The sequence below is a fragment of the Methylobacterium sp. J-078 genome, from assembly GCF_022829285.1.
GTDB lineage: Bacteria > Pseudomonadota > Alphaproteobacteria > Rhizobiales > Beijerinckiaceae > Methylobacterium.
On the sequence record NZ_JAKSYI010000069.1, the window covers coordinates 138,603 to 158,291 of the forward strand.

General features: G+C 68.3%; 17 protein-coding genes and 1 pseudogene. 7 read left to right on the top strand and 11 right to left on the bottom strand.

Annotated elements, in window-relative coordinates; all coding sequences use genetic code 11:
- The first annotated feature begins 20 nt into the window (after positions 1-20).
- The 7 genes and pseudogenes from guaA to MKK58_RS11480 all read left to right on the top strand — a co-directional run.
- The gene (guaA, locus tag MKK58_RS11450; RefSeq protein ID WP_243912186.1) at positions 21-1,577 is read left to right on the top strand and encodes a glutamine-hydrolyzing GMP synthase; all 1,557 of its coding nucleotides are present in this window, start codon (positions 21-23) and stop codon (positions 1,575-1,577) included.
- Positions 1,578-2,338: 761 nt separating this feature from the next.
- Positions 2,339-3,805: a hypothetical protein gene (locus MKK58_RS11455; protein ID WP_243912187.1), complete on the top strand. Its 1,467-nt coding sequence runs from the start codon at positions 2,339-2,341 to the stop codon at positions 3,803-3,805.
- Positions 3,806-4,147: 342 nt separating this feature from the next.
- On the top strand, positions 4,148-5,470 hold the full coding sequence (locus tag MKK58_RS11460) for an MFS transporter (RefSeq protein WP_243912188.1): 1,323 nt from the start codon (positions 4,148-4,150) through the stop codon (positions 5,468-5,470).
- A 75-nt stretch (positions 5,471-5,545) separates the two neighbouring features.
- Positions 5,546-6,430, top strand: a complete 885-nt coding sequence (locus MKK58_RS11465) for a LysR substrate-binding domain-containing protein (protein WP_243912189.1) — start codon at positions 5,546-5,548, stop codon at positions 6,428-6,430.
- Positions 6,431-6,561: 131 nt separating this feature from the next.
- Positions 6,562-7,923, top strand: a complete 1,362-nt coding sequence (gudD, locus tag MKK58_RS11470; RefSeq protein ID WP_243912190.1) for a glucarate dehydratase — start codon at positions 6,562-6,564, stop codon at positions 7,921-7,923.
- 58 nt (positions 7,924-7,981) lie between these two features.
- Positions 7,982-8,746, top strand: a complete 765-nt coding sequence (locus MKK58_RS11475) for an HpcH/HpaI aldolase family protein (protein ID WP_243912191.1) — start codon at positions 7,982-7,984, stop codon at positions 8,744-8,746.
- Between the two features lie 19 nt (positions 8,747-8,765).
- Positions 8,766-9,653, top strand: a pseudogene (locus MKK58_RS11480) (2-hydroxy-3-oxopropionate reductase); the annotation flags it as partial.
- A 147-nt stretch (positions 9,654-9,800) separates the two neighbouring features.
- Here the strand turns inward: MKK58_RS11480 and MKK58_RS11485 are convergent.
- The 11 genes from MKK58_RS11485 to MKK58_RS11535 form a co-directional block, all read right to left on the bottom strand.
- Positions 9,801-10,655 carry a shikimate 5-dehydrogenase gene (locus MKK58_RS11485; RefSeq protein WP_409565233.1) on the bottom strand — a complete coding sequence of 285 codons (855 nt, stop codon included), beginning with the start codon at positions 10,653-10,655 and terminating at the stop codon, positions 9,801-9,803.
- Positions 10,656-10,659: 4 nt separating this feature from the next.
- Positions 10,660-11,292 carry a hypothetical protein gene (locus MKK58_RS11490; RefSeq protein WP_243912194.1) on the bottom strand — a complete coding sequence of 211 codons (633 nt, stop codon included), beginning with the start codon at positions 11,290-11,292 and terminating at the stop codon, positions 10,660-10,662.
- Positions 11,293-11,361: 69 nt separating this feature from the next.
- Positions 11,362-11,601 (bottom strand): hypothetical protein, encoded by a 240-nt coding sequence (locus tag MKK58_RS11495; protein ID WP_243912195.1) that lies wholly within the window; start codon positions 11,599-11,601, stop codon positions 11,362-11,364.
- A 40-nt stretch (positions 11,602-11,641) separates the two neighbouring features.
- Positions 11,642-12,688, bottom strand: a complete 1,047-nt coding sequence (locus MKK58_RS11500; RefSeq protein WP_243912196.1) for a formate dehydrogenase subunit gamma — start codon at positions 12,686-12,688, stop codon at positions 11,642-11,644.
- Positions 12,689-12,762: 74 nt separating this feature from the next.
- Positions 12,763-13,359, bottom strand: coding sequence for a formate dehydrogenase FDH3 subunit beta (gene fdh3B, locus MKK58_RS11505; protein ID WP_055955987.1), 597 nt, complete (start codon positions 13,357-13,359; stop codon positions 12,763-12,765).
- A gap of 16 nt (positions 13,360-13,375) precedes the next feature.
- The gene (locus tag MKK58_RS11510) at positions 13,376-16,318 is read right to left on the bottom strand and encodes a formate dehydrogenase subunit alpha (RefSeq protein WP_243912197.1); all 2,943 of its coding nucleotides are present in this window, start codon (positions 16,316-16,318) and stop codon (positions 13,376-13,378) included.
- A 7-nt stretch (positions 16,319-16,325) separates the two neighbouring features.
- Positions 16,326-16,571, bottom strand: coding sequence for a formate dehydrogenase (locus tag MKK58_RS11515; RefSeq protein WP_243912198.1), 246 nt, complete (start codon positions 16,569-16,571; stop codon positions 16,326-16,328).
- A gap of 70 nt (positions 16,572-16,641) precedes the next feature.
- Positions 16,642-17,256 carry a molecular chaperone gene (locus MKK58_RS11520; RefSeq protein WP_243912199.1) on the bottom strand — a complete coding sequence of 205 codons (615 nt, stop codon included), beginning with the start codon at positions 17,254-17,256 and terminating at the stop codon, positions 16,642-16,644.
- Positions 17,257-17,413: 157 nt separating this feature from the next.
- Positions 17,414-18,112, bottom strand: coding sequence for a DUF3306 domain-containing protein (locus MKK58_RS11525; RefSeq protein ID WP_243912200.1), 699 nt, complete (start codon positions 18,110-18,112; stop codon positions 17,414-17,416).
- Entirely contained in the window at positions 18,109-18,621 is a 513-nt protein-coding gene (locus MKK58_RS11530) for a DUF3305 domain-containing protein (protein WP_243912201.1), read from the bottom strand. The genes MKK58_RS11525 and MKK58_RS11530 overlap by 4 nt, the downstream gene beginning before the upstream one ends.
- 50 nt (positions 18,622-18,671) lie before the next feature.
- Positions 18,672-19,682, bottom strand: coding sequence for a DUF6352 family protein (locus MKK58_RS11535; protein WP_243912202.1), 1,011 nt, complete (start codon positions 19,680-19,682; stop codon positions 18,672-18,674).
- Positions 19,683-19,689 lie beyond the last annotated feature (7 nt).

Consider the following 19,689-nt stretch of genomic DNA (forward strand, 5'->3'; position numbering starts at 1 on the left):
CCTCGTCTAACTCCGGTTCCATGACGACAGAACACGACAAGATCCTCATCGTGGATTTCGGCAGCCAGGTGACGCAGCTCATCGCGCGCCGTGTGCGCGAGGAGGGGGTCTATTGCGAGATCGTCCCCTTCACCAAGGCGGCCGAGGCCTTCGCCGAGACGAAACCCAAGGGCGTGATCCTCTCGGGCGGCCCCGAATCGGTGACCACCGAGGCCTCGCCCCGGACGCCGCAGATCGTGTTCGATTCGGGCGTGCCGGTCTTCGGCATCTGTTACGGACAGCAGACCATGGCGGCCCAGCTCGGTGGCGAGGTCGAGGGCGGTCACCACGCCGAGTTCGGCCGGGCCGAGATCGAAATCCTGTCGGACTGCCCGCTCTTCAAGGGCGTGTGGCACGTCGGGGAGCACTACTCGGTCTGGATGAGCCACGGCGACCGCGTCACCAAGCTGCCCGACGGCTTCACCACCGTCGCCATGTCGAAGAATGCCCCCTTCGCGGCTGTGGCCGACGAGGCGCGCGGCTACTACGCAGTGCAGTTCCATCCTGAAGTGGCGCACACGCCGCACGGTGCCCTGCTGATCCGCAACTTCGTGCGCGACATCGCCGGCTGCTCCGGCGATTGGACCATGGGCGCCTACCGAGAGGAGGCGATCGAGAAGATCCGCGCGCAGGTAGGCCGGGAGCGGGTGATCTGCGGCCTGTCCGGCGGCGTCGATTCGGCGGTGGCGGCGGTGCTGATCCACGAGGCGATCGGTGAGCAGCTCACCTGCGTCTTCGTCGATCACGGCCTGCTGCGCATGGGCGAGGCCGAGGAGGTCGTGCGCCTGTTCCGCGACCACTACAACATCCCCCTCGTCCACGTTGAGGCGCAGGACCTGTTCCTCGGCGAGCTGACCGGCGTCAGCGACCCGGAGCAGAAGCGCAAGACCATCGGGCGCCTGTTCATCGACGTGTTCGAGGCCGAATCGAAGAAGATCGGCGGCGCCGCCTTCCTGGCCCAGGGCACCCTCTACCCCGACGTGATCGAGAGCGTGTCGTTCACCGGCGGCCCCTCGGTCACCATCAAGTCGCACCACAATGTCGGCGGCCTGCCCGAGCGCATGAACATGCAGCTCGTCGAGCCCCTGCGGGAGCTGTTCAAGGACGAGGTGCGGGTGCTCGGCAAGGAACTCGGTCTGCCCGAGGCCTTCGTCGGGCGCCACCCCTTCCCGGGCCCGGGGCTGGCCATCCGCTGCCCCGGCACGATCACGCCGGAGAAGCTGGAGGCCCTGCGCAAGGCCGACGCGATCTACCTCGACGAGATCCGCAAGGCCGGGCTCTACGACACGATCTGGCAGGCCTTCGCGGTGATCCTGCCCGTGAAGACGGTCGGCGTGATGGGCGACGGCCGCACCTACGACCACGTCTGCGCGCTGCGCGCGGTCACTTCGGTCGACGGCATGACGGCAGATTTCTACCCCTTCGAGATGACCTTCCTGGGCCGCGTGGCGACGCGGATCATCAACGAGGTCAAGGGAATCAATCGAGTGACCTACGACATCACCTCGAAGCCCCCCGGCACCATCGAGTGGGAATGATCCGCTCGGGTCCGAGGCCGATCGGAAAACCTCAGGGAATGCGCTGAGTTCGATGGCAACCGGTTTCGGACCGCAGGCCATCTGTATCTTGGGCAGGTGAGGCGGATACCTGGGAGTCCGCTTCCGGGGCGCATCCGATACCCCGAGACTGATCGTCCGCGTCGCCCGTCGGTTCGTGTCCTTCGGCGTGCTGAAGCGCGCTGGCGTCGTCGTCTCGCCAAAGGTTGTCCCAAAACGGGGGTGGATCGGCTTCGTTTCGAAACACCTTCGAGGCGGGCTTGTCCGCGGTTGAGGCGAGCTCCGCGTGCCAGCGGCTCATCCGCGGGCTTCCGCAGAGCATCCAGAACCCGATCCTCTCTGGGTCAAACAGCGCCGCACAAACCCTCGCTGAACTGCCGTGCCCGAAGGCAGAACGCCCGGTGATCAGGAGTTTCGTGAGAGGCTCAAAGTCGTCCTCGAACGCGGAAGGCAACTCTGGACCGGAAGCGTCAAAGCGCATGGCAGTCGATCCACAGCGACGTCTGCTCACGTCTCCAAAATCTGACTTTCCAGGCACAAGACCGTCTTGCAAAGTCTCGAACGCGCTGCCTTGACGTTTGTATCGACGACACATCGTGCCGAACGAGACTGAGTTCCTCAATGAGCCCGAAGCTCATACCGGTAAACCTGCCGGTAAGGATTCGTTTACGATTTCCGCTAATAATTCCTTAACCCTCTTCGATCGAGCGATTGAAGTCGTCCCCCGCTCGCTTGGCAGGCCTATGCATCACGGACTGTTCTCCTCGATCCGCAGCCTGCTGGCCTTTCTGCTCATTCTGGCCACGGGCTTCGGCGGCCTCGCCGTTCTGAGCACGAGCGACCGTGGGACCGGCGACCTGCGACGCGGCGACGCCGAGTGGCGCGGTCACGCGGAGATCGTCGCCGAACGGCTGGAGCAGGCCCTTCTGTCGGTCGAACGGGAGTTGCTGTTCGCCGCAGAGAGCCTGGCGATCCACGCCCCGGCCGGGGATCCGGACGGGCCGGCGCGCCTGCTCGCGGCCTGGCGCCGACTTCATCCCGAACTCGCCGATGCGCTTTTCGCCGACCGGACAGGCCAGGTCCTGGCGGCTTCCCGCCGAGGCATCCTCAGCGCGGATGTCTCAGGCAGCGCCTGGTTCGCCAGGGCCGTTTCAGGTTTGGTTGTCGGGGAGACCACGGAGGGAAGTCGGGCCGGAACCGGGGTGGCCCGCAACCTCATCGTGGCGGCTCCGGTGGGCGATGCGAGCGCGCCCCTCGGTGTCGTCGCCGTCCAGCTTCCGCCCGAATGGACCGATCGAATCGTCGCCGCTGCCCGGCGCATGCTCCCGAACGGTGGGCGGGGCCTGTCGATCCGCGTCATGAATGGATCGGGGCGCAGCCTGCACCGGTCCGGTCCGGACGCACAGGGTCCGGAGGTCCAGGCGACCGTGGGCGACGTCGAGCGGGGCGGGGTGGGGTGGCTCGTGACCCTGCGAAGCGGCGAGACCGCGGCCCCGGCGCTTCCGCTCCTGGTCCTGCTCGGCGCCGGCCTGTGCGCGGCCGCGATCGGCTGGCTCATCGGCGGATGGGCGAAGTGCAGCCTCGACCTCGCCGAAGCGTTCTGCCGACAGGACGGCGCGAGCCGGACGGTTCCATTCCCCCTGACCCGCGATCTGGGACGCGTCACCGCGGCGATCCGAATCGCCATCGAAAGAAGTACGGTTCGCGAGCGCCTGCTCCAGGAGAAGCGAGCGGCCCTCGCTCGCAGCCTCGACCGGATCCGGGCCATCCGGTCCCTTTCAGGCTCGACCTGCTGGGAGATCGACCTGACGACCGGGAAGGTCGTCTGGACCGATCGCGACGACGCGGCGAGCGGGACCGCGCCGGAGCGGGTCTGCGATCTCGAAGAGGTGCTCGCGCACGTCGAACCCGCGGACCGCGCGATCATGAGCGATGCCCTCGGCGCGGTTCAGGCCCAGCACGGGACCGTCCGCGAGGTGGTCGTGCGGACCCGGTCGAGCGCGGAGCGGATCTCTGGCCGCCGGCTCGCATTCCGCATCTCGGCCATGGGCGGCGCCGGATCGGGCCGCATCTACGCCCTGAGCCGGGAATATTTCGAACCCGTCCTGATCGCCCAGGGCACTGAGTACGGGGTGTTGGGGACCGAGCGCCGCGGCGCCGGCCTCGCGCCCCGGCCGCACTACGAAGCCGCCTTGCGTCGGCTGGGTTGACCGCGCGATCTGCGGCCTCGAAGCGGCCTTCCACGGCGTTCTGGTTGCGCGGAGCGCAAGATCGGTCACCACACCATCGCGTCACTCGTCACGCACCGCGACCATCCGGTTCTGCCGTCGCATTCGAGCGAATAAGAATGGACGTGACGTAGGACCGGCCAGCCTTCCAAGGCGCATCGATGCCGTTCCGGCATCGATCCATCCAGCCTTTGAGTTGGACGCTGCATCGCGGCGGGCCCTAGGCTCGATCCTGCAAATGGCCGCCGTGTCCGCGAGGATCTGAGAACGGCCGATGTCCGCCACGGCAATAGCCGGGCGGGTCCGCTTTCAGGGAGAGACGCCATGGGCGCCGGTCTGGTCATGACCGCGGCGAAGCGGAGCCGTGTACGGCTCCTCATCGTCACGATGCTGTTCTTCGCCACCACCATCAATTACGCCGACCGCGCGACGCTCTCGATCGCCGGCCCGTCGCTGGCCAAGGACCTCGGCCTCGATGCCGTCTCCATGGGCTACGTCTTCTCCGCCTTCGCCTGGTCCTACGTGCTGGCGCAGCTTCCGGGCGGTTGGCTGCTGGACCGCTATGGCGCGAAGTGGGTCTACGCCGGCGCGATCTTCCTGTGGTCGGCCTTCACACTGATGCAGGGGGCCGTCGGTTTCTTCACCGGCTTCACGGCGGTCGCGGTGCTCTTCAGCCTGCGCCTCCTGGTCGGGCTCGCCGAGGCGCCGGTCTTCCCCGCCAACGCCCGCATCACCGCCGCGTGGTTCCCGACCTCCGAGCGCGGCACCGCCTCGGCCTTCTTCAACTCCTCGCAGTATTTCGCCACCGTGCTGTTCACCCCGCTCATGGGCTGGGTGGTGCACCATTACGGCTGGCATCACGTCTTCACGCTGATGGGCGCGCTCGGCATCGCCTTCGCGCTGCTCTGGACGCAGGTCATGTACGGGCCGAAGGAGCACCCGTCGATCAACCAGGCCGAGCGCGACTACATCGAGGCGGGCGGCGCGCTGCTGGACATGGACGGACGCGGCGCCGCGGCCCCGGTCAATGCCGGGCGCACCATAAAGCAGCTCCTGTCGAATCGCATGCTGCTCGGCATCTATATCGGCCAGTACTGTATCACGACGCTGACTTACTTCTTCCTGACCTGGTTCCCGGTCTACCTCGTGAAGGAGCGTGGGCTCTCCATCCTACAGGCGGGCTTCGCTGCCGTGCTCCCGGCGCTCTGCGGCTTCATCGGCGGCATCCTGGGTGGCTGGATCTCCGACATGCTGCTCAAGCGCGGCTACTCCCTCACCGCATCCCGAAAAATCCCGATCGTGGGCGGCATGCTCCTCTCCATGTGCATCATCGGCTGCAACTACGTTCAGGCCGACGCCCTCGTGGTGGGGCTGATGGCGCTCGCCTTCTTCGGCAAGGGTATCGGGGCGCTCGGCTGGGCCGTGGTCTCCGACACCTCGCCGCGCGCCACCGGCGGCCTGAACGGCGGCCTGTTCAACACCTTCGGCAACACCGCCGGCATCACGACCCCGATCGTGATCGGCTACATCGTCCAGACGACCGGCTCGTTCAATGGCGCCCTCGTCTTCGTGGGACTGAACGCGCTCGTGGCGGTGTTCTGCTATCTCGTCATCGTCGGCGAGATCCGCCGGGTGGAGTTGCACTGATCCCATCCCCGTCTCGACCGTGAAAAGATCCGTGGTCGTGGGCATCCGCCCGCGGCCATTCCCGTGGGAGGCCAGATGCTCGATTTCGGCCAACTCCGCTGCTTTGCCGCCGTCGCCGAAGAACTGCATTTCGGCCGCGCCGCTGCCCGGCTGAACATGACCCAGCCGCCGCTTTCGCGGCAGATCCAGGTGCTGGAGCGCGTCCTCGACGTTCAACTCCTCGACCGGACCAGCCGCTCCGTCCGGCTCACCGCCGCCGGGCGCAGCTTCCTGCCCGAGGCCCTGCGCATCCTGCGCCTCGCCGAGACCGCCACTCACATCACCCGGCAGGTGGCGGCGGGCCGGGCCGGCGTTCTCAAGCTCGGCTTCACCGCCGCCTCCGCCTACGATTTTCTGCCCCGCCTGGTCATGGCCTGCCGCAGCGCGATGCCCGACGTCACGCTCTCGCTCCGCGAGATGGTGACCAAGGATCAGGTCGAGGCGATCCTGTCCGGCCAGATCGATGCGGGCCTCATCCGGCCGCCCGTGAACCATCCCGAACTCGAATCGGAGCAGGCCCTGGCCGAACCTCTGATCGTCGCGCTTCCCGACGGGCATGCCCTCGTCGGCCGCGACGCCCTGACCCTGGACGACCTCAAGGGGGAGGAACTCGTCGGCTATGCGCCGCACGAGGCGAGCTACTTCCACGATCTCCTGATCGGCCTCTTCGCCGGCACGGACCTGCAGCCCCGCATCGTCCAACGGCTGACCCAGATCCACTCGATCCTGGCGCTGGTCCGCGCGCGCCTCGGCATCGCCATCGTGCCGGCGGCGGCCGAGCGCCTTCGCTTCGAGGGCGTCGCCTTCCGACCCCTGGAGCTCGCCCAACCGCGCCCGGCGGAACTGCACCTCGCCTGGCGCCGCGGCAGCGACGACCCGCTCCTCGCGCATCTGCGCAAGCTCGCACCGGACCTCCTCTGAGCCGCGGATCGATACGCTTCCGGCATCGATCGATCCAGCCTTTGGTTTGGACCGGCATCGCCGGTCTGCCCTAGAACGGGAACCGCCAGACGATGCGCAGACATCGCTGCGACCGGTTCGGGAGAACGCTCATGCCTCAGGATTCCAGCACGTCGACCGCGCGCGGCTTTTCGCGCACCCCCACCGTCACCGCCATCAAGGTCGTACCCGTGGCCGGCCGCGACAGCATGCTGCTCAATCTCAGCGGCGCGCACGGCCCCTTCTTCACCCGCAATCTCGTGATCCTGACCGACTCGACCGGCGCCACGGGTCTTGGCGAGGTGCCGGGCGGCGAGCGCATCCGGGCCACCCTGGAGGAGGCCGGCGACCTCATCGTCGGCCGTCCCATCGGCGACTGGCAGGCGGTGCTCAACGCCATGCGCACCCGCTTCGCCGACCGGGATGCGGGCGGACGCGGCCTCCAGACCTTCGACCTGCGCGTCACCATCCACGCCGTCACGGCGATCGAATCGGCGTTCCTCGATCTCCTCGGCCAGTTCCTCGAAGTGCCGGTGGCCGCCCTCCTGGGGGAGGGCCAGCAGCGGGACGCCGTGGAGATGCTGGGCTACCTGTTCTACGTCGGCGACCGCCGCCGCACCGATCTGCCCTACCGCGAGCCGGAAGCCCGCGACGGCTGGTTCCGCCTGCGCGACGAGGAGGCCCTGACCCCCGACGCGGTCGCCCGTCTGGCGGAGGCCGCCTACGAGACCTACGGCTTCAACGACTTCAAGCTGAAGGGCGGCGTCCTCGCCGGCGAGGATGAGATCGCGGCGGTGACGGCGATCCACGCGCGCTTCCCGAAGGCCCGCGTCACGCTCGATCCGAACGGCGCCTGGTCGCTGAAGGAAGCCATTCGCCTCTGCAAGGGACGCGGCGACGTGCTCGCCTACGCCGAGGACCCCTGCGGCGCCGAGGAGGGCTTCTCCGGCCGCGAGATCATGGCCGAGTTCCGGCGCGCCACGGGCCTGCCCACCGCCACCAACATGATCGCCACCGATTGGCGCCAGATGAACCACGCGATTCAACTCGGCTCGGTCGACATCCCCCTCGCCGACCCGCATTTCTGGACGCTGGCCGGCTCGGTGCGCGTCGCGCAGCTCTGCCGCGATCACGGCCTGACCTGGGGTTCGCACTCGAACAACCATTTCGACGTGTCGCTGGCGATGTTCACCCACGTGGCCGCCGCCGCCCCAGGCCGGGTCACCGCGATCGACACCCACTGGATCTGGCAGGACGGACAGCGCCTCACCAAGGAGCCGCTCCGGATCGAGGGAGGGCTCGTGCGCGTGCCCGAGCGGCCCGGCCTCGGCATCGAGCTCGACTGGTCGGAAGTCGAGGCGGCGCATGCCCTCTACCGGAGCCACGGCCTCGGCGCCCGTGACGATGCCTCCGCTATGCAGTTCCTCATCCCGAACTGGACCTTCGACAACAAGCGCCCCTGCCTCGTCCGGTGATTTGCCTCGTCCGATGATTTCCCCTGGTGCGCCGACCCCCAACTCCGGAGACGCGACGATGACCGATATCCTCACCAACCGCTTCAAGGCGGCGCTCAATGGCGGCCAGCAGCAGATCGGCCTCTGGTGCAGCCTCGCCAGCCCGATCTCCACCGAGGTCGTGGCCGGCTCCGGCTTCGACTGGCTGCTCCTCGACATGGAGCACTCCGCCAACGACCTGCGCGACGTCTATGCGCAGGTTCAATCCATGATGGAGGGCTCGGCCAACGCCATGGTGCGGATGCCGAGCGACGAGCCCATCGCGATCAAGCGCATCCTCGACACCGGCGTCCAATCGCTGATGATCCCCAACATCGACGATGCCGACCAGGCCGCCCGCGCCGTCGCGGCCACCCGTTACGCCCCGCGCGGGGTGCGTGGCTTCTCGCAGGCTCCGCGCGCCGCCCGCTTCGGCCGCATCCCGAACTATCACGCCCGCTGCGAGGCCGAGATCTTCGTGGCGGTCCAGATCGAGTCGCGCCGCGCCCTCGACAACCTCGAGGAGATCGCGGGCGTCGAGGGTGTCGACGGCGTCTTCATCGGGCCCGGCGACCTCTCCACCAGCCTCGGCTACATCGGCCAGCAGAACCACCCCGACGTGGTCGCGGTCGTGGAAGAGACGATCGCCCGCATCCGCCGCACCGGCAAACATGCCGGCATCCTCACCGCCAACGAGGAACTGGCGCACCGCTACATCGCGGCTGGCACCCGTTTCACCGCGGTCGGCTCGGACATGGGCCTGCTGGCCCGGACCTCCGAGGCGCTGGCCGCGCGCTTCCGCTGACGCCTTCACCCCGGAGACAGATATGAACGTCGGATTCATCGGCCTCGGCATCATGGGCGCGCCCATGGCCGGCCATCTCATCGCGGGCGGTCACAGCCTCGCCCTGAAGACCCGCCGGCAGGTGCCGGAAGCCCTGGTCTCGGCCGGCGGCCATTCCTGCGCTACCGCCGCCGAAGTGGCCGAACGCTCGGACGTGATCATCCTGATGCTGCCCGACACCCCCGACGTGGAGGCCGTGCTGTTCGGCGCCGACGGCGTCGCCGAGGGCGTGAAGCGCGGTGCGGTGGTGGTCGACATGAGCTCGATCTCGCCGATCGCCACCCGCGATTTCGCCGCGCGCCTCGCCGAGCGGGGCGCAGAGTACCTCGACGCGCCGGTCTCCGGCGGCGAGGTCGGTGCCAAGAACGCCGCGCTCTCCATCATGGTCGGCGGCAACGAGGAGACCTTCGCCCGCGTGAAACCGCTCTTCGACCTGATGGGCAAGACCGTGACGCATGTGGGCGAAGTGGGTGCCGGTCAGGTCGCCAAGGTCGCCAACCAGATCATCGTGGCGTTGACCATCGAGGCGGTGGCCGAGGGTCTGCTCTTCGCCTCGAAGGCCGGTGCCGATCCGGCCAAGGTCCGTCAGGCCATCACCGGCGGCCTCGCCACGTCGCGCATCCTCGAACTGCACGGCGAGCGCATGATCAAGCGCACCTTCGATCCGGGGTTCCGCATCGCCCTGCACCAGAAGGACCTGAACCTCGCGCTCGAAGGCGCCAAGTTCCTCGGCCTCGCCCTGCCGGGCACGGCCCTGGCCCAGCAGCTCTTCTCGGCCTGCGTCGCCAACGGGGCCGGCGACCGGGATCACTCGGCCCTGGTGCGCGCCCTCGAGATCATGGGCAACCACGCGGTCGCGGAGGGCTGAGACCGCTGCCGGATGATCGCTTCGGTCGGGCTGGTCGGAACGGGCCCCCTCTCCCGTCTGGGAGAGGGTTGGGGAGCGCGCAGGCAGACCGACGCCTTCATTCGGAAATCCTATGAGACTAGGCGTCGGCCGCCTTCGCTCGGGTCGTCAGGTCCGGGCGTAGGCGGCCGCGTCCGCCACCTGCTCCGGGGTCGGTGTCACGCCGGTGTAGCGGATGAACTGCTCGAGGCCCTGGAGCACGAGCACCGCGTGTCCGGTGATGCAGGATCTGCCCGCACGCTCGGCCGCTGCCAGAAAGGGTGTGCGCGCCGGCAACGCGACCACGTCGAAGGCGATCGCGCAGGCCGCGATCGCGTCGAGCGGGAACGCCAGCGCGTCCGCGTCCGGCCCCTCCATGCCAATCGGGGTGACGTTGACGAGGAGCGGCGCCGTGCGGCCCTCGAGATCGGTCGCGAACGCGAACCCGTAGCGTTCCGCCAGGGCAGCGCCGGCCCGCGCGTTGCGCGCGAGGACCGTCCCGTTGCGAAAGCCGCTATCCCGCAAGGCCGCGACCACCGCCTTGGCCATGCCGCCCGAGCCGCGTAGCAGGAACGGTGTCGCGGGATCGACTGCGTGCTCAGCCAGGAGACGCCGGACCGCGACGTAGTCGGTGTTGAAGCCCGTCAGGCGACCATCGTCGTTGACGATGGTGTTCACGCTGTCGATCGCCTGAGCGGAGGGATCGAGGGCATCGAGGAGCGGGATCACCGCCTCCTTGAACGGCATCGAGACCGCGCATCCGCGAATCCCGAGGGCGCGGATGCCGCCGACGGCGCCTGCCAGATCGATGGTGGTGAAGGCCTTATAGACGTAGTCGAGCCCGAGCAGGGCGTAGAGCCGGTTGTGGAAGCGCGAGCCGAAATGTCCCGGCCGGCCGGACAGCGACATGCAAAGTCGCGTGTCCCGCCCGATCGGCGGGCGCGGGGGCAGATGTTCGAACGGGCGATCCGGGAGGCCGGTCACGCGCTCAGGGCTGCGAGCCGGCGAAGAATTCTGGGTTCAGGGCGGACAGCGCCAGCAGGGGTGGCGGCATGATCACGCCGGCGACCCGCATGGTCCGGGCGGCGGCACGGCAGGTCGCCTGGTCGTTGGCTGCGGCCGCCGCGTCGATCTTGGCGATCAGCGCCTCGTCGGGCTTCGGGCTCGGGGCCGACGGGGCGGGCGGCGGCGGCACCTTCGCGGCGGCATTGGCTCGCGCAAGCGCCGGCATGCCATCCTTGATGGTGTTGTCGCCGCTTGCCGACTTGCCGTCCGTCGCCGGGCTGGCAGGGGCAGGAGCGGGGGCCTCGCTGCCCGGCGCTTTCGCCGGCGCCGTGGTGGTGCCGCTCAAACCTGAATTCTGCTGCGGCTGGCCGCCCGAGGCGGAGGGCTGACCCTCGCTCTTGCCCGAGGGGTTGGACACCGCCGTCGACTGCGCCGCCGGGGTCGCCGCCTCCTGCTTCTTCTCCTCAGGCTTCTTCACGAAGGCCACGAGTTCCTGGCACAGGTTCGCAGGGCCGGCGGCCGGTGCCGCAGCGGGCACCGCTTCCTGCGCGAAGGCGCTCGGCGCGATCAGCGCGCTCGTGAGGAGGAGCGCGGCGAAGGGCAGACGGTGGATCATGCTCGGTCCCCTGGAATCCAGGCGCATCGGAAAGGCCGCCGGCCCGGATCGTGGGCCGGGGCGCGGGTGTCATGAGCGCTTCGGGTGCGACGGCTCGCCGGTGGCCTTGCCGTGGGCCGACTCGCTCGTGTCGTTGGTGCTCGGATTGCCGGTCCACTTCTCGCCCACGAGGTTGGCGCCCGGCTCCGAGACGCGCGCGCCCGTCGTGGCGAACGCCTGATAGGCGAATTTCTGGTTCGCGGTCAGCGCGTACATGGCGGCGACGCCGAGCCCGATGGCGGCGATCACGGCGACGATGAAGGCTCTCATGGATCGTGGTCCTTGCCGCCGCCGGTGCGGCCTGATTGCGTTATTCGGCCGGGGCCGGGTGACGACGGCCGCCGCCGATTTGCGGCCCACTCAAGGTCTTGGCCTGCTCCTGCTCGACCCAGAGGTCGTGGTGCGCGCGCGCCCAGGCGAGATCGACCTTGCCGCTGCCCATGGCATCGTAGGCGCCCTTCATGCCGAGCGTGCCGATGTAGATATGCGCCAGGATGCCGGCGATGAAGACGATGCCGATCAGCGAGTGGATCACCTGCATGACCTGCATGCCGTTGATGTCCAGGAGCGCGAAGGGGAACAGCATCATCACGCCGGTGACGCCCATGGCGGCGCCGAAGCCGGCGACCATCCAGAACACGCCCTTCTGGCCGGCGTTGAAGCGGGCTGCGTGGGGGTGCTTCTTGCCGATGAAGCCGCCGCCGGCCTTGATCCACGCCCAGTCGATCCGGTTCGGGATGTTGTCCTTGATCCAGACCACGAACATCATCGTGACGCCGAACATGAACGGCCAGGCGAGATAGACGTGGGCATACTTCGCCCACTGGGCCAGGGCACCGAAGGCCTCGGGGCCGATCAGCGGCATCAGCAGGCGCTTACCGAAGATGTAGTTCAGGCCCGACAGCGACAGGATGATGAAGCACACCGCCGTCATCCAGTGCGTGAAGCGTTCGAAAGCGTTGAAGCGCAGGATCTTGCGCCCCGATTCCTGGGTGTCGTCGGTGAGGATGCGGCCGCGCCAGAGGAAGAATGCGCCCAGTGCCCCGATCATCCCGAGGATGAAGGCCGCGCCGATCCAGGGCAGGTAGCCCTCCCGGAAGGACTGGTACTCGCGGCCCTGCGGCTGGATCAGGTTCTGGGACTTCTTGTCGGGAATGCTGACGCGACCGGTGATCTTGTCCGCGTTCTTGAACAAGAATTCCTCGTTGACGGAATCGGCCGTGGGTTTGGCGCCCATCGGGTTCTGGCCGTCCTTGGTGATCGGGTTCTGCGCCTGGACGGGCGCGAACGCCCCCGGCGCGACGAGGAGCGTCGTGGCGAGGACGAGGGTGCTGAGAAGCGTGACTGCCCGCCGCATCGGCGTTCCTTTCGCGTGTCGTGTCGTCCGGGAAAGCCACGTGGGCGGCGATCCCTCGTGCATGTCCGTGGCGATCAGATCGCGACGGTCTCGCGGTAGGCCGTCTTCCAGCCCCAGGCGCCGGAGCCGTAGCCGCGCTTGATCACGCGCTGCTTGTAGATCTCGGCGATCATCTCACCGTCGCCGGCGAGCAGGGCCTTGGTCGAACACATCTCGGCACAGAGTGGGAGCTTGCCCTCGGCAAGGCGATTCGAACCGTACTTCTCGTACTCCGCTACCGACAGGTCCGGCTCCGGACCACCCGAGCAGTAGGTGCACTTGTCCATCTTGCCGCGCGAGCCGAAATTGCCGACGCGCGGATACTGGGGCGCGCCGAACGGGCAGGCGTAGAAGCAGTAGCCGCAGCCGATGCAGATGTCCTTGGAGTGCAGCACCACGGCATCCGCCGTGGTGTAGAAGCAGTTCACCGGGCACACGGCGGCGCAGGGCGCGTCGGTGCAGTGCATGCACGCCATGGAGACCGAGCGCTCGCCCGGCTTGCCGTCGTTCAGCGTCACGACGCGACGGCGGTTGATGCCCCAGGGCACCTCGTGCTCGTTCTTGCACGCGGTGACGCAGGCGTTGCACTCGATGCAACGGTCGGCGTCACAGAGGAACTTCATACGGGCCATAATGGATGCGCTCCTCTCACGCGGCCTTGATCTGGCACAGGGTACACTTCGTTTCCTGCATGCCCGTCACAGGATCGAAGCCGTAGGTGGTCACCGAGTTCACGCTCTCGCCGAGCACCACCGGGTCGGTGCCCTTCGGGTAGTAGTCGCGCATGTCCTTGCCCTCGTACCAACCCGAGAAGTGGAAGGGCATGAAGGCGACGCCCTTGCCGACGCGGTCGGTGACCAGCGCCTTCATCTTGGCCTTGGAGCTGTTCTCGGCGCCCGTGACCCAGACCCAGGCGCCGTCCTTGATGCCGCGCTCGGCGGCGTCCCCGGTGTTGATCTCGACGAACATGTCCTGCTGCAATTCGGCGAGCCACGGGTTCGAGCGGGTCTCCTCGCCGCCGCCCTCGTATTCGACGAGGCGGCCGGAGGTGAGGATGATGGGGAAGTCGCGCGCCACGTTGCGCTCGACCGCCGCCTTCTGCACCGAGAAGCCGATATTGGGCATGCGCAGCTGCCGTTCGTCGGGGCGGGTCGGGTACTTCGCCACGAGGTCGGGGCGCGGCGTGTAGACCGGCTCACGGTGCACCGGAACCGGGTCGGGCAGGTTCCAGGCATTCGCGCGGGCCTTGCCGTTGCCGAACGGGATCACGCCGTGGTCGAGGCAGACCCGCTGGATGCCGCCCGACAGGTCGGTGGCCCAGCTGACGGTGTCGGGCTTGTCGCCACCGATCTTGAGGATTGTGGCGAGTTCGTCCGGCCGCAGGTCCTTGTCCCAGCCGAGCTTCTTGAACACGCCGAAGGTGAATTCGGGATAGCCGTCCGTGAGGTCGGACCCCTTGGTGAAGCTGTCCTCGGCCAGGAGCGTCTGCCCGTTGCGCTCGGTCCCGAAGCGGGCGCGGAAGGTGCTGCCACCCTCCTTCACGTGCAGGCTCGTGTTGTAGAGGATCGGTGAGCCGGGATGCTTGAGCTCGGGCTTGCCCCAGCACGGCCAGGGAAGGCCGTAATACTCGCCGCCCACCTCCGGGTCGTCCTTCGGTGCGCGTAAGGTGATGAGATCGAACTTGGCCTGGTTGCGCATGTGCGCCTTCAGGCGCTCCGGGCTCTGCCCGGAATAGCCCGTCGACCAGCCGCCGCGGTTGATCTCACGCAGGAGATCCTCGGCGTCGGGGACGTTGTTGTTGACCTTGATGCCCTTGAACAGGGTGTCGGCGAAACCGAGTTTCTTGGCCAGGAGATACAGGACCTCGTAGTCGTTCTTCGACTCGAAGGCCGGCTTCACGATCTGCTCGCCCCACTGGATCGTGCGGTTCGAGGCGGTGCGCGAGCCCTCCATCTCGAGCGAGGTGCAGATCGGCAGAAGGTAGGTGTTGTCCTGACGGGCGTCCAAGGCCGCGAACGTGGTCGGATGGGGATCGGCCACGACCAGCAGCTCGAGCTTGTTCATGCCCTCGATCGCCTCGGGCAGACGGGTGACCGTGTTGCCGCCATGGCCGAAGACCATGAAGGCCTTGACTGGGCTGCGCTGGTCGATCTGCTCGGGCGGAAGGTTCACGGCATCGAACCACCGGGTGGAGGTGATGCCGGGCGCCTCCATGTTTTCCTTGCGGGTGCGCGCCTTGCGACCGGCCTGGGCGGGCACTTCGTCGAAGCGGGATTGCAGCCACTCGTAGGGCACATCCCAGACCCGGGCCCAGTGCCGCCAGCCGCCTTCGACGAGGCCGTAGTAGAGCGGCAGCGACGTGACATCGAGGCCCATATCGGTGGCCCCCTGCACGTTGGTGTGGCCGCGGAAGATGTTGGCGCCCGTGCCCGGCTTGCCGACGTTGCCGGTGGCCAGGCACAGGATGCAGAGCGCGCGCACGTTGGCGGTGCCGACCGTGTGCTGGGTCGCGCCCATGCACCAGATCAGGGTGGCGGGCTTCTCCTTGGCGAACATCTCCGCCACGCGGCGAAGCTGCTCGCCCGGCACGCCGGAGACGCGCTCGACCTCTTCCGGATTCCACTTGGCGACTTCCTTGCGGACGTCGTCCATGGCGTACACGCGCTGGGCGATGAACTCCTTGTCCTCCCAGCCGTTCTGGAAGACGTGCCAGAGGATGCCCCAGACCACCGGGATGTCGGTGCCCGAGCGGATGCGCACGTACTCGGTGGCGTGGGCGGCCGTGCGGGTGAAGCGCGGATCGATGACGATCATGTTCGCACGGTTGATCTCCTTGCCCGACAGCACGTGCTGCATGGAGACCGGGTGTGCCTCGGCGGGGTTGCCGCCCAGGATGATCATCGTCTTGGCGTTGCGGATGTCGTTGTAGGAATTCGTCTGGGCGCCGTAGCCCCAGGTGTTGGCGACACCCGCCACCGTGGTCGAGTGGCAGATGCGGGCCTGATGGTCGACGGAGTTCGTGCCCCAGAACGCGCCGAACTTGCGCATCAGGTAGGCGGCCTCGTTGGTGAACTTGGCCGAGCCGAGCCAGTAGACGGAATCGGCGCCGTTCTTCTCGCGGATAGCGCCGAGCTTGTCGCCGATCTCCTCGATCGCCTGCTCCCAGGACACCCGCTGCCACTGCCCGCCGACGAGCTTCATCGGGTACTTCAAGCGACGGTCCGAGGAGACGAGCTCACGGATCGCCGCGCCCTTGGCGCAGTGCGTGCCGCGATTGATCGGGCTGGCATAGGACGGCTCCTGGCCGACCCAGACGCCGTTGACGACTTCGGCCGTCACGGTGCAGCCGACCGAGCAGTGGGTGCAGATGTTCTTCTTCACCTGAACGTCCGGCCCCGTCGCCGACGAGCCGGCCGCACGCGCCTGCCGCACGGCGCCGAGCTGGATCGTGCCGGCGGCGGCCAGGGCGCCGGCGGTGAGGCCGGACTTCTTCAGGAAACCGCGCCGGTCGAGGACCCCGGCCGCGAGGCCGGCCGCGACGGCCTGATGCTTGGTGCGGCTCGCCTCGCCGCTCTTGCGCTTGGTCAGCATCGCAGACTCACTTCTTTCCGGCGGCGTTGGTGCTGTTCTGGATCGTTTCGTAGCCGTTGGTCCGGTAGAACGCCTTCACCTCGTCGCTGAGGCGATAGCGCGACCGGGTCTCGTCCGTGCCCGGATCGTAGGCCTGGGCCTCGGTGGCGGTCATCGGCGCGGTCGAGATGCCGACCGCCGCCGCCACCGTTCCGCCGCCGAGCGCCCGGAAGAACTGGCGACGACCGAGCTGGTCCTTCTGTTCCTGTCCCATCGTCGACACTCCTCAGGAAGCGGCAGCCGCGAAGGCGCGCGCCTCGATCAATCGGTCTACGGATGCCGCCTCAGGCATCCATGGCGAAGGCCGCAGCCTCGATCTCCACGAAGGCGCGCCCGAGGGCGCCCACCGCACGATAGACATGCGCCGCGCGGGCGCGTTCCAGATCCGCGAAGAAGCGCCCCGCCCAGGGGGCGAGGTGCCGTTGGAAGAACGCCCGCTCGGCTCCGGCTTCGGCCGGGAAACGCCCGGCCGCGAGGCCGGCCATCACGTCGAGGAGAACCGCGAGGTGATCCTCCGGTTCGGTCATCGCCTCGTCGCGCTCGATCCCGAGGGACGCGAGGTCGTCCCGGACCCGGGCGAGGGGACGCTCGTTGAGGAAACCGGTGAGGTAGTAGGAGGCGTAGGGAAGGAGCTCGCCGCGCCCGACACCGATGAACAGGTCGAAGTACTCCCGCTCGACTGCCTTCACAGTCGCGGACTCCGCCAGCGCACCGAGCGCGGCGACTTCGCGCCCGAGCACGCTGTCGCCGCCCTTCAGGCCCGCGAGCGCCCCGAGCAACCGCGCGTCCGGCGCCCGACCGAGCAGGACGGCGAGGAGATCATATTGCTGCGCACGCAGCAGATCGACGTCGTCCACGATCAAGCTCGCGTGACCGTCAGAGTGGATCGGCGCAGACATACCGGGACCGCTATCTGCCGATGCCTCTGAAAGCGGCGCAACGGAACGCATTCCACTCCTCGATCCCATCCGTCCCGGGCCGGCCCTCTCGAGGGACCTGCTACTTTGTATCTATGATAAAAAGCGTTTGCATCGGCTGCAATCGCGAATCTATCGTTCAGACCGGCATTGCCCCGCCATGGCGTCGCAGCCGCGATACAATTGCGGGCGATTGAAATGCCTCGACCTGATCCGAGGACGGATTAGGCGCCGCCTGCGCCATGGCCTCATCCGGATCGGGCGGAAATGCCGCCGGCAGTTCGGCCGGGAGTTCGGCCTCGGCCGCGACGCCGGTTTCATCGGCCGGTTCGGTCTGGCTCGGATCGGTCGCAACCGGCGCCAAGGGCGGAGGACCGGTCATCACGCGCTCGACCATCGCCTTGATGTCGTCGGTGGGCAGCATCGGACCGAGTCCCGGTACGCCGCCCGGCGTGTTCCAGTCGTAGGCGTAGTCCCGCGCCTCGCTGACGAAGTCGCGGATGCCAGGGTCGACGGACCACATCTTGCGCAGCGCGGCATTCCGCAGGGCGGAGGGAATGCCGGTGCGCAGAAAGGGGGCGAGGTCGGTCTGGGCCGTCAGGTCCTCGAGCTTCGGCAGACGGGCGATCGCCTCGGCCAAGGCGTCGGCCTCGTCAGCGGCACCCGGCAGCATTGCGGGATTACCCTGCGCGGAGACGGCGGGGAGGGACGTTTCCACCTCGGGCGGGGGTAAAGCCGCCGCGCGGGCGGCCTGCTCGGCCTCCCGCTGCGCGGCCTCTTCGGCGGCTTGCACCGCCCGCTTACGCCGGGACCAGCGCGAGAGGATGCCGTCGCTCATTCCCCGCGCCCCTCGCCACGGCCCTTGCCCTGTCCACCGCGCGCCAGGGCTTCCGGATCGGCCCGGTCGCGCTTGCGCTTCTCGAACTTGCGCTCGATGTGGAAGGCTTCGAAGAACGCCTGCAGCACGCCCTGCGACTCAGCCGGCATCGGAACCGCCTCGACGATCTCGCCGATGCCCTCCGCCATCGATTCTCCCTCGTAGGGGTCTGCGGTCACGGCCGCGACCTCGTAGCGATCCTCGTCGAGCTTGCGCAGCGCGACCCAGAGGGCAGGGCGGCCGGAGACGAGGTTGTCGCGGTAATGCGAGGTCTCGGCCGGATGGAGCAGGACGTCGAAGGCGCCAGCATAGAACACCACCTCCTCCTCGGTCTCGGAGAGTTTGGTCCAGGCCGCCACGGGTGGTGCTGCCGGCAGGACCGCGACGGGCATCCAGGCATGACTCGCCCAGGGGCCGCGCAGGCGCCGGCGAGCCACCAGCACGCCGACCTCGAAGTGGTTCTCGGGCATCGCCTCTTCCTTCACGCGTCGGGACAATGCGCCGGGGCGCCGTTCGGGCCTCAGGAGCCGGACGGGAGACCCGCGAGGGGCAGCCCGACGATCAGGTTCTGCGGTTTCAGGGTGACGAGATTGGCCGGGCTGGCGGCAAGCAGCAGGTAGACCGGCCGGTCGCCGACCGCCGGGTCCACGCGCTGCGGGTCCGCGAAGGTCAGCCGAAAGATCGCGATGACCCGTGCCCGATCGGCCTCGTCCACCGCTTCCCCGCGCCAGAGCGCGTTGCCGATCCGCGTCGCCTCGGCGTCGAGGCCGACGAACCAGCGCCAGTCGGAATCCTCCAGCGCCTCCAGGGGTTCGACCCGGACCTCCAGGTTCAACAGGTGGCCGATGAAGGCCTCGATCACGCGGGCGAGCCCCGCACGGCTCGGGGAACTGGAGCCGAGGTTCAGCGCCATCGAGAAGGCGTCCGAGCGGCTCCAGTAGCTCCAAGCATTCTCGACGTTGAGGATGTCGAGTTCGTTGGCCGCCTCCTTGCCGAGCATCGTGACCAGGGGCGAGAGCGGCGCCGAGCCTTCCCGCGCCTCGATCACCTCGGAATCGGCGAGGAGGACCGCCCCGTCGAGGCGGCTTACGCGCTGGGCCCGGAAGAACAGCTCGGCGGCGCGCAGGACGAAGGGGTCGTCGCATCCGTCGAGGGCGTTGCGCAGGATGAGGTGGACGAGCTGATTCAGGAACAGCGACGGCGTGCCCTGCAGGCCGCCGCGCACGAGGTCGAGATAGGCCGCCTCGATGGAGCGCGCGGCGAGCAGGCGATCGCGGAAGGCGAGCAGCACCGCCCAGTTCTCGCGCGCGTCCGCATCGGCGATGGCCAACACCGCCTCCGGCGGGACGGCCCGGCGCGGTTCCGCGCGCAGGTCCGCGTACAGCCGGCGCTCTGCGTCGCAGGCGTCCTCCGGTGGAACGAGTTCGGGCCGCGCGAGATAGGCGAGGATGAGTTCGTCCGTCACGCCGAGGCCGCCCCCCTCCGTGCGCCGGGTGAGGTGATGGCCGCTGGAGACCCAGAACTCGGTCATCGCACTG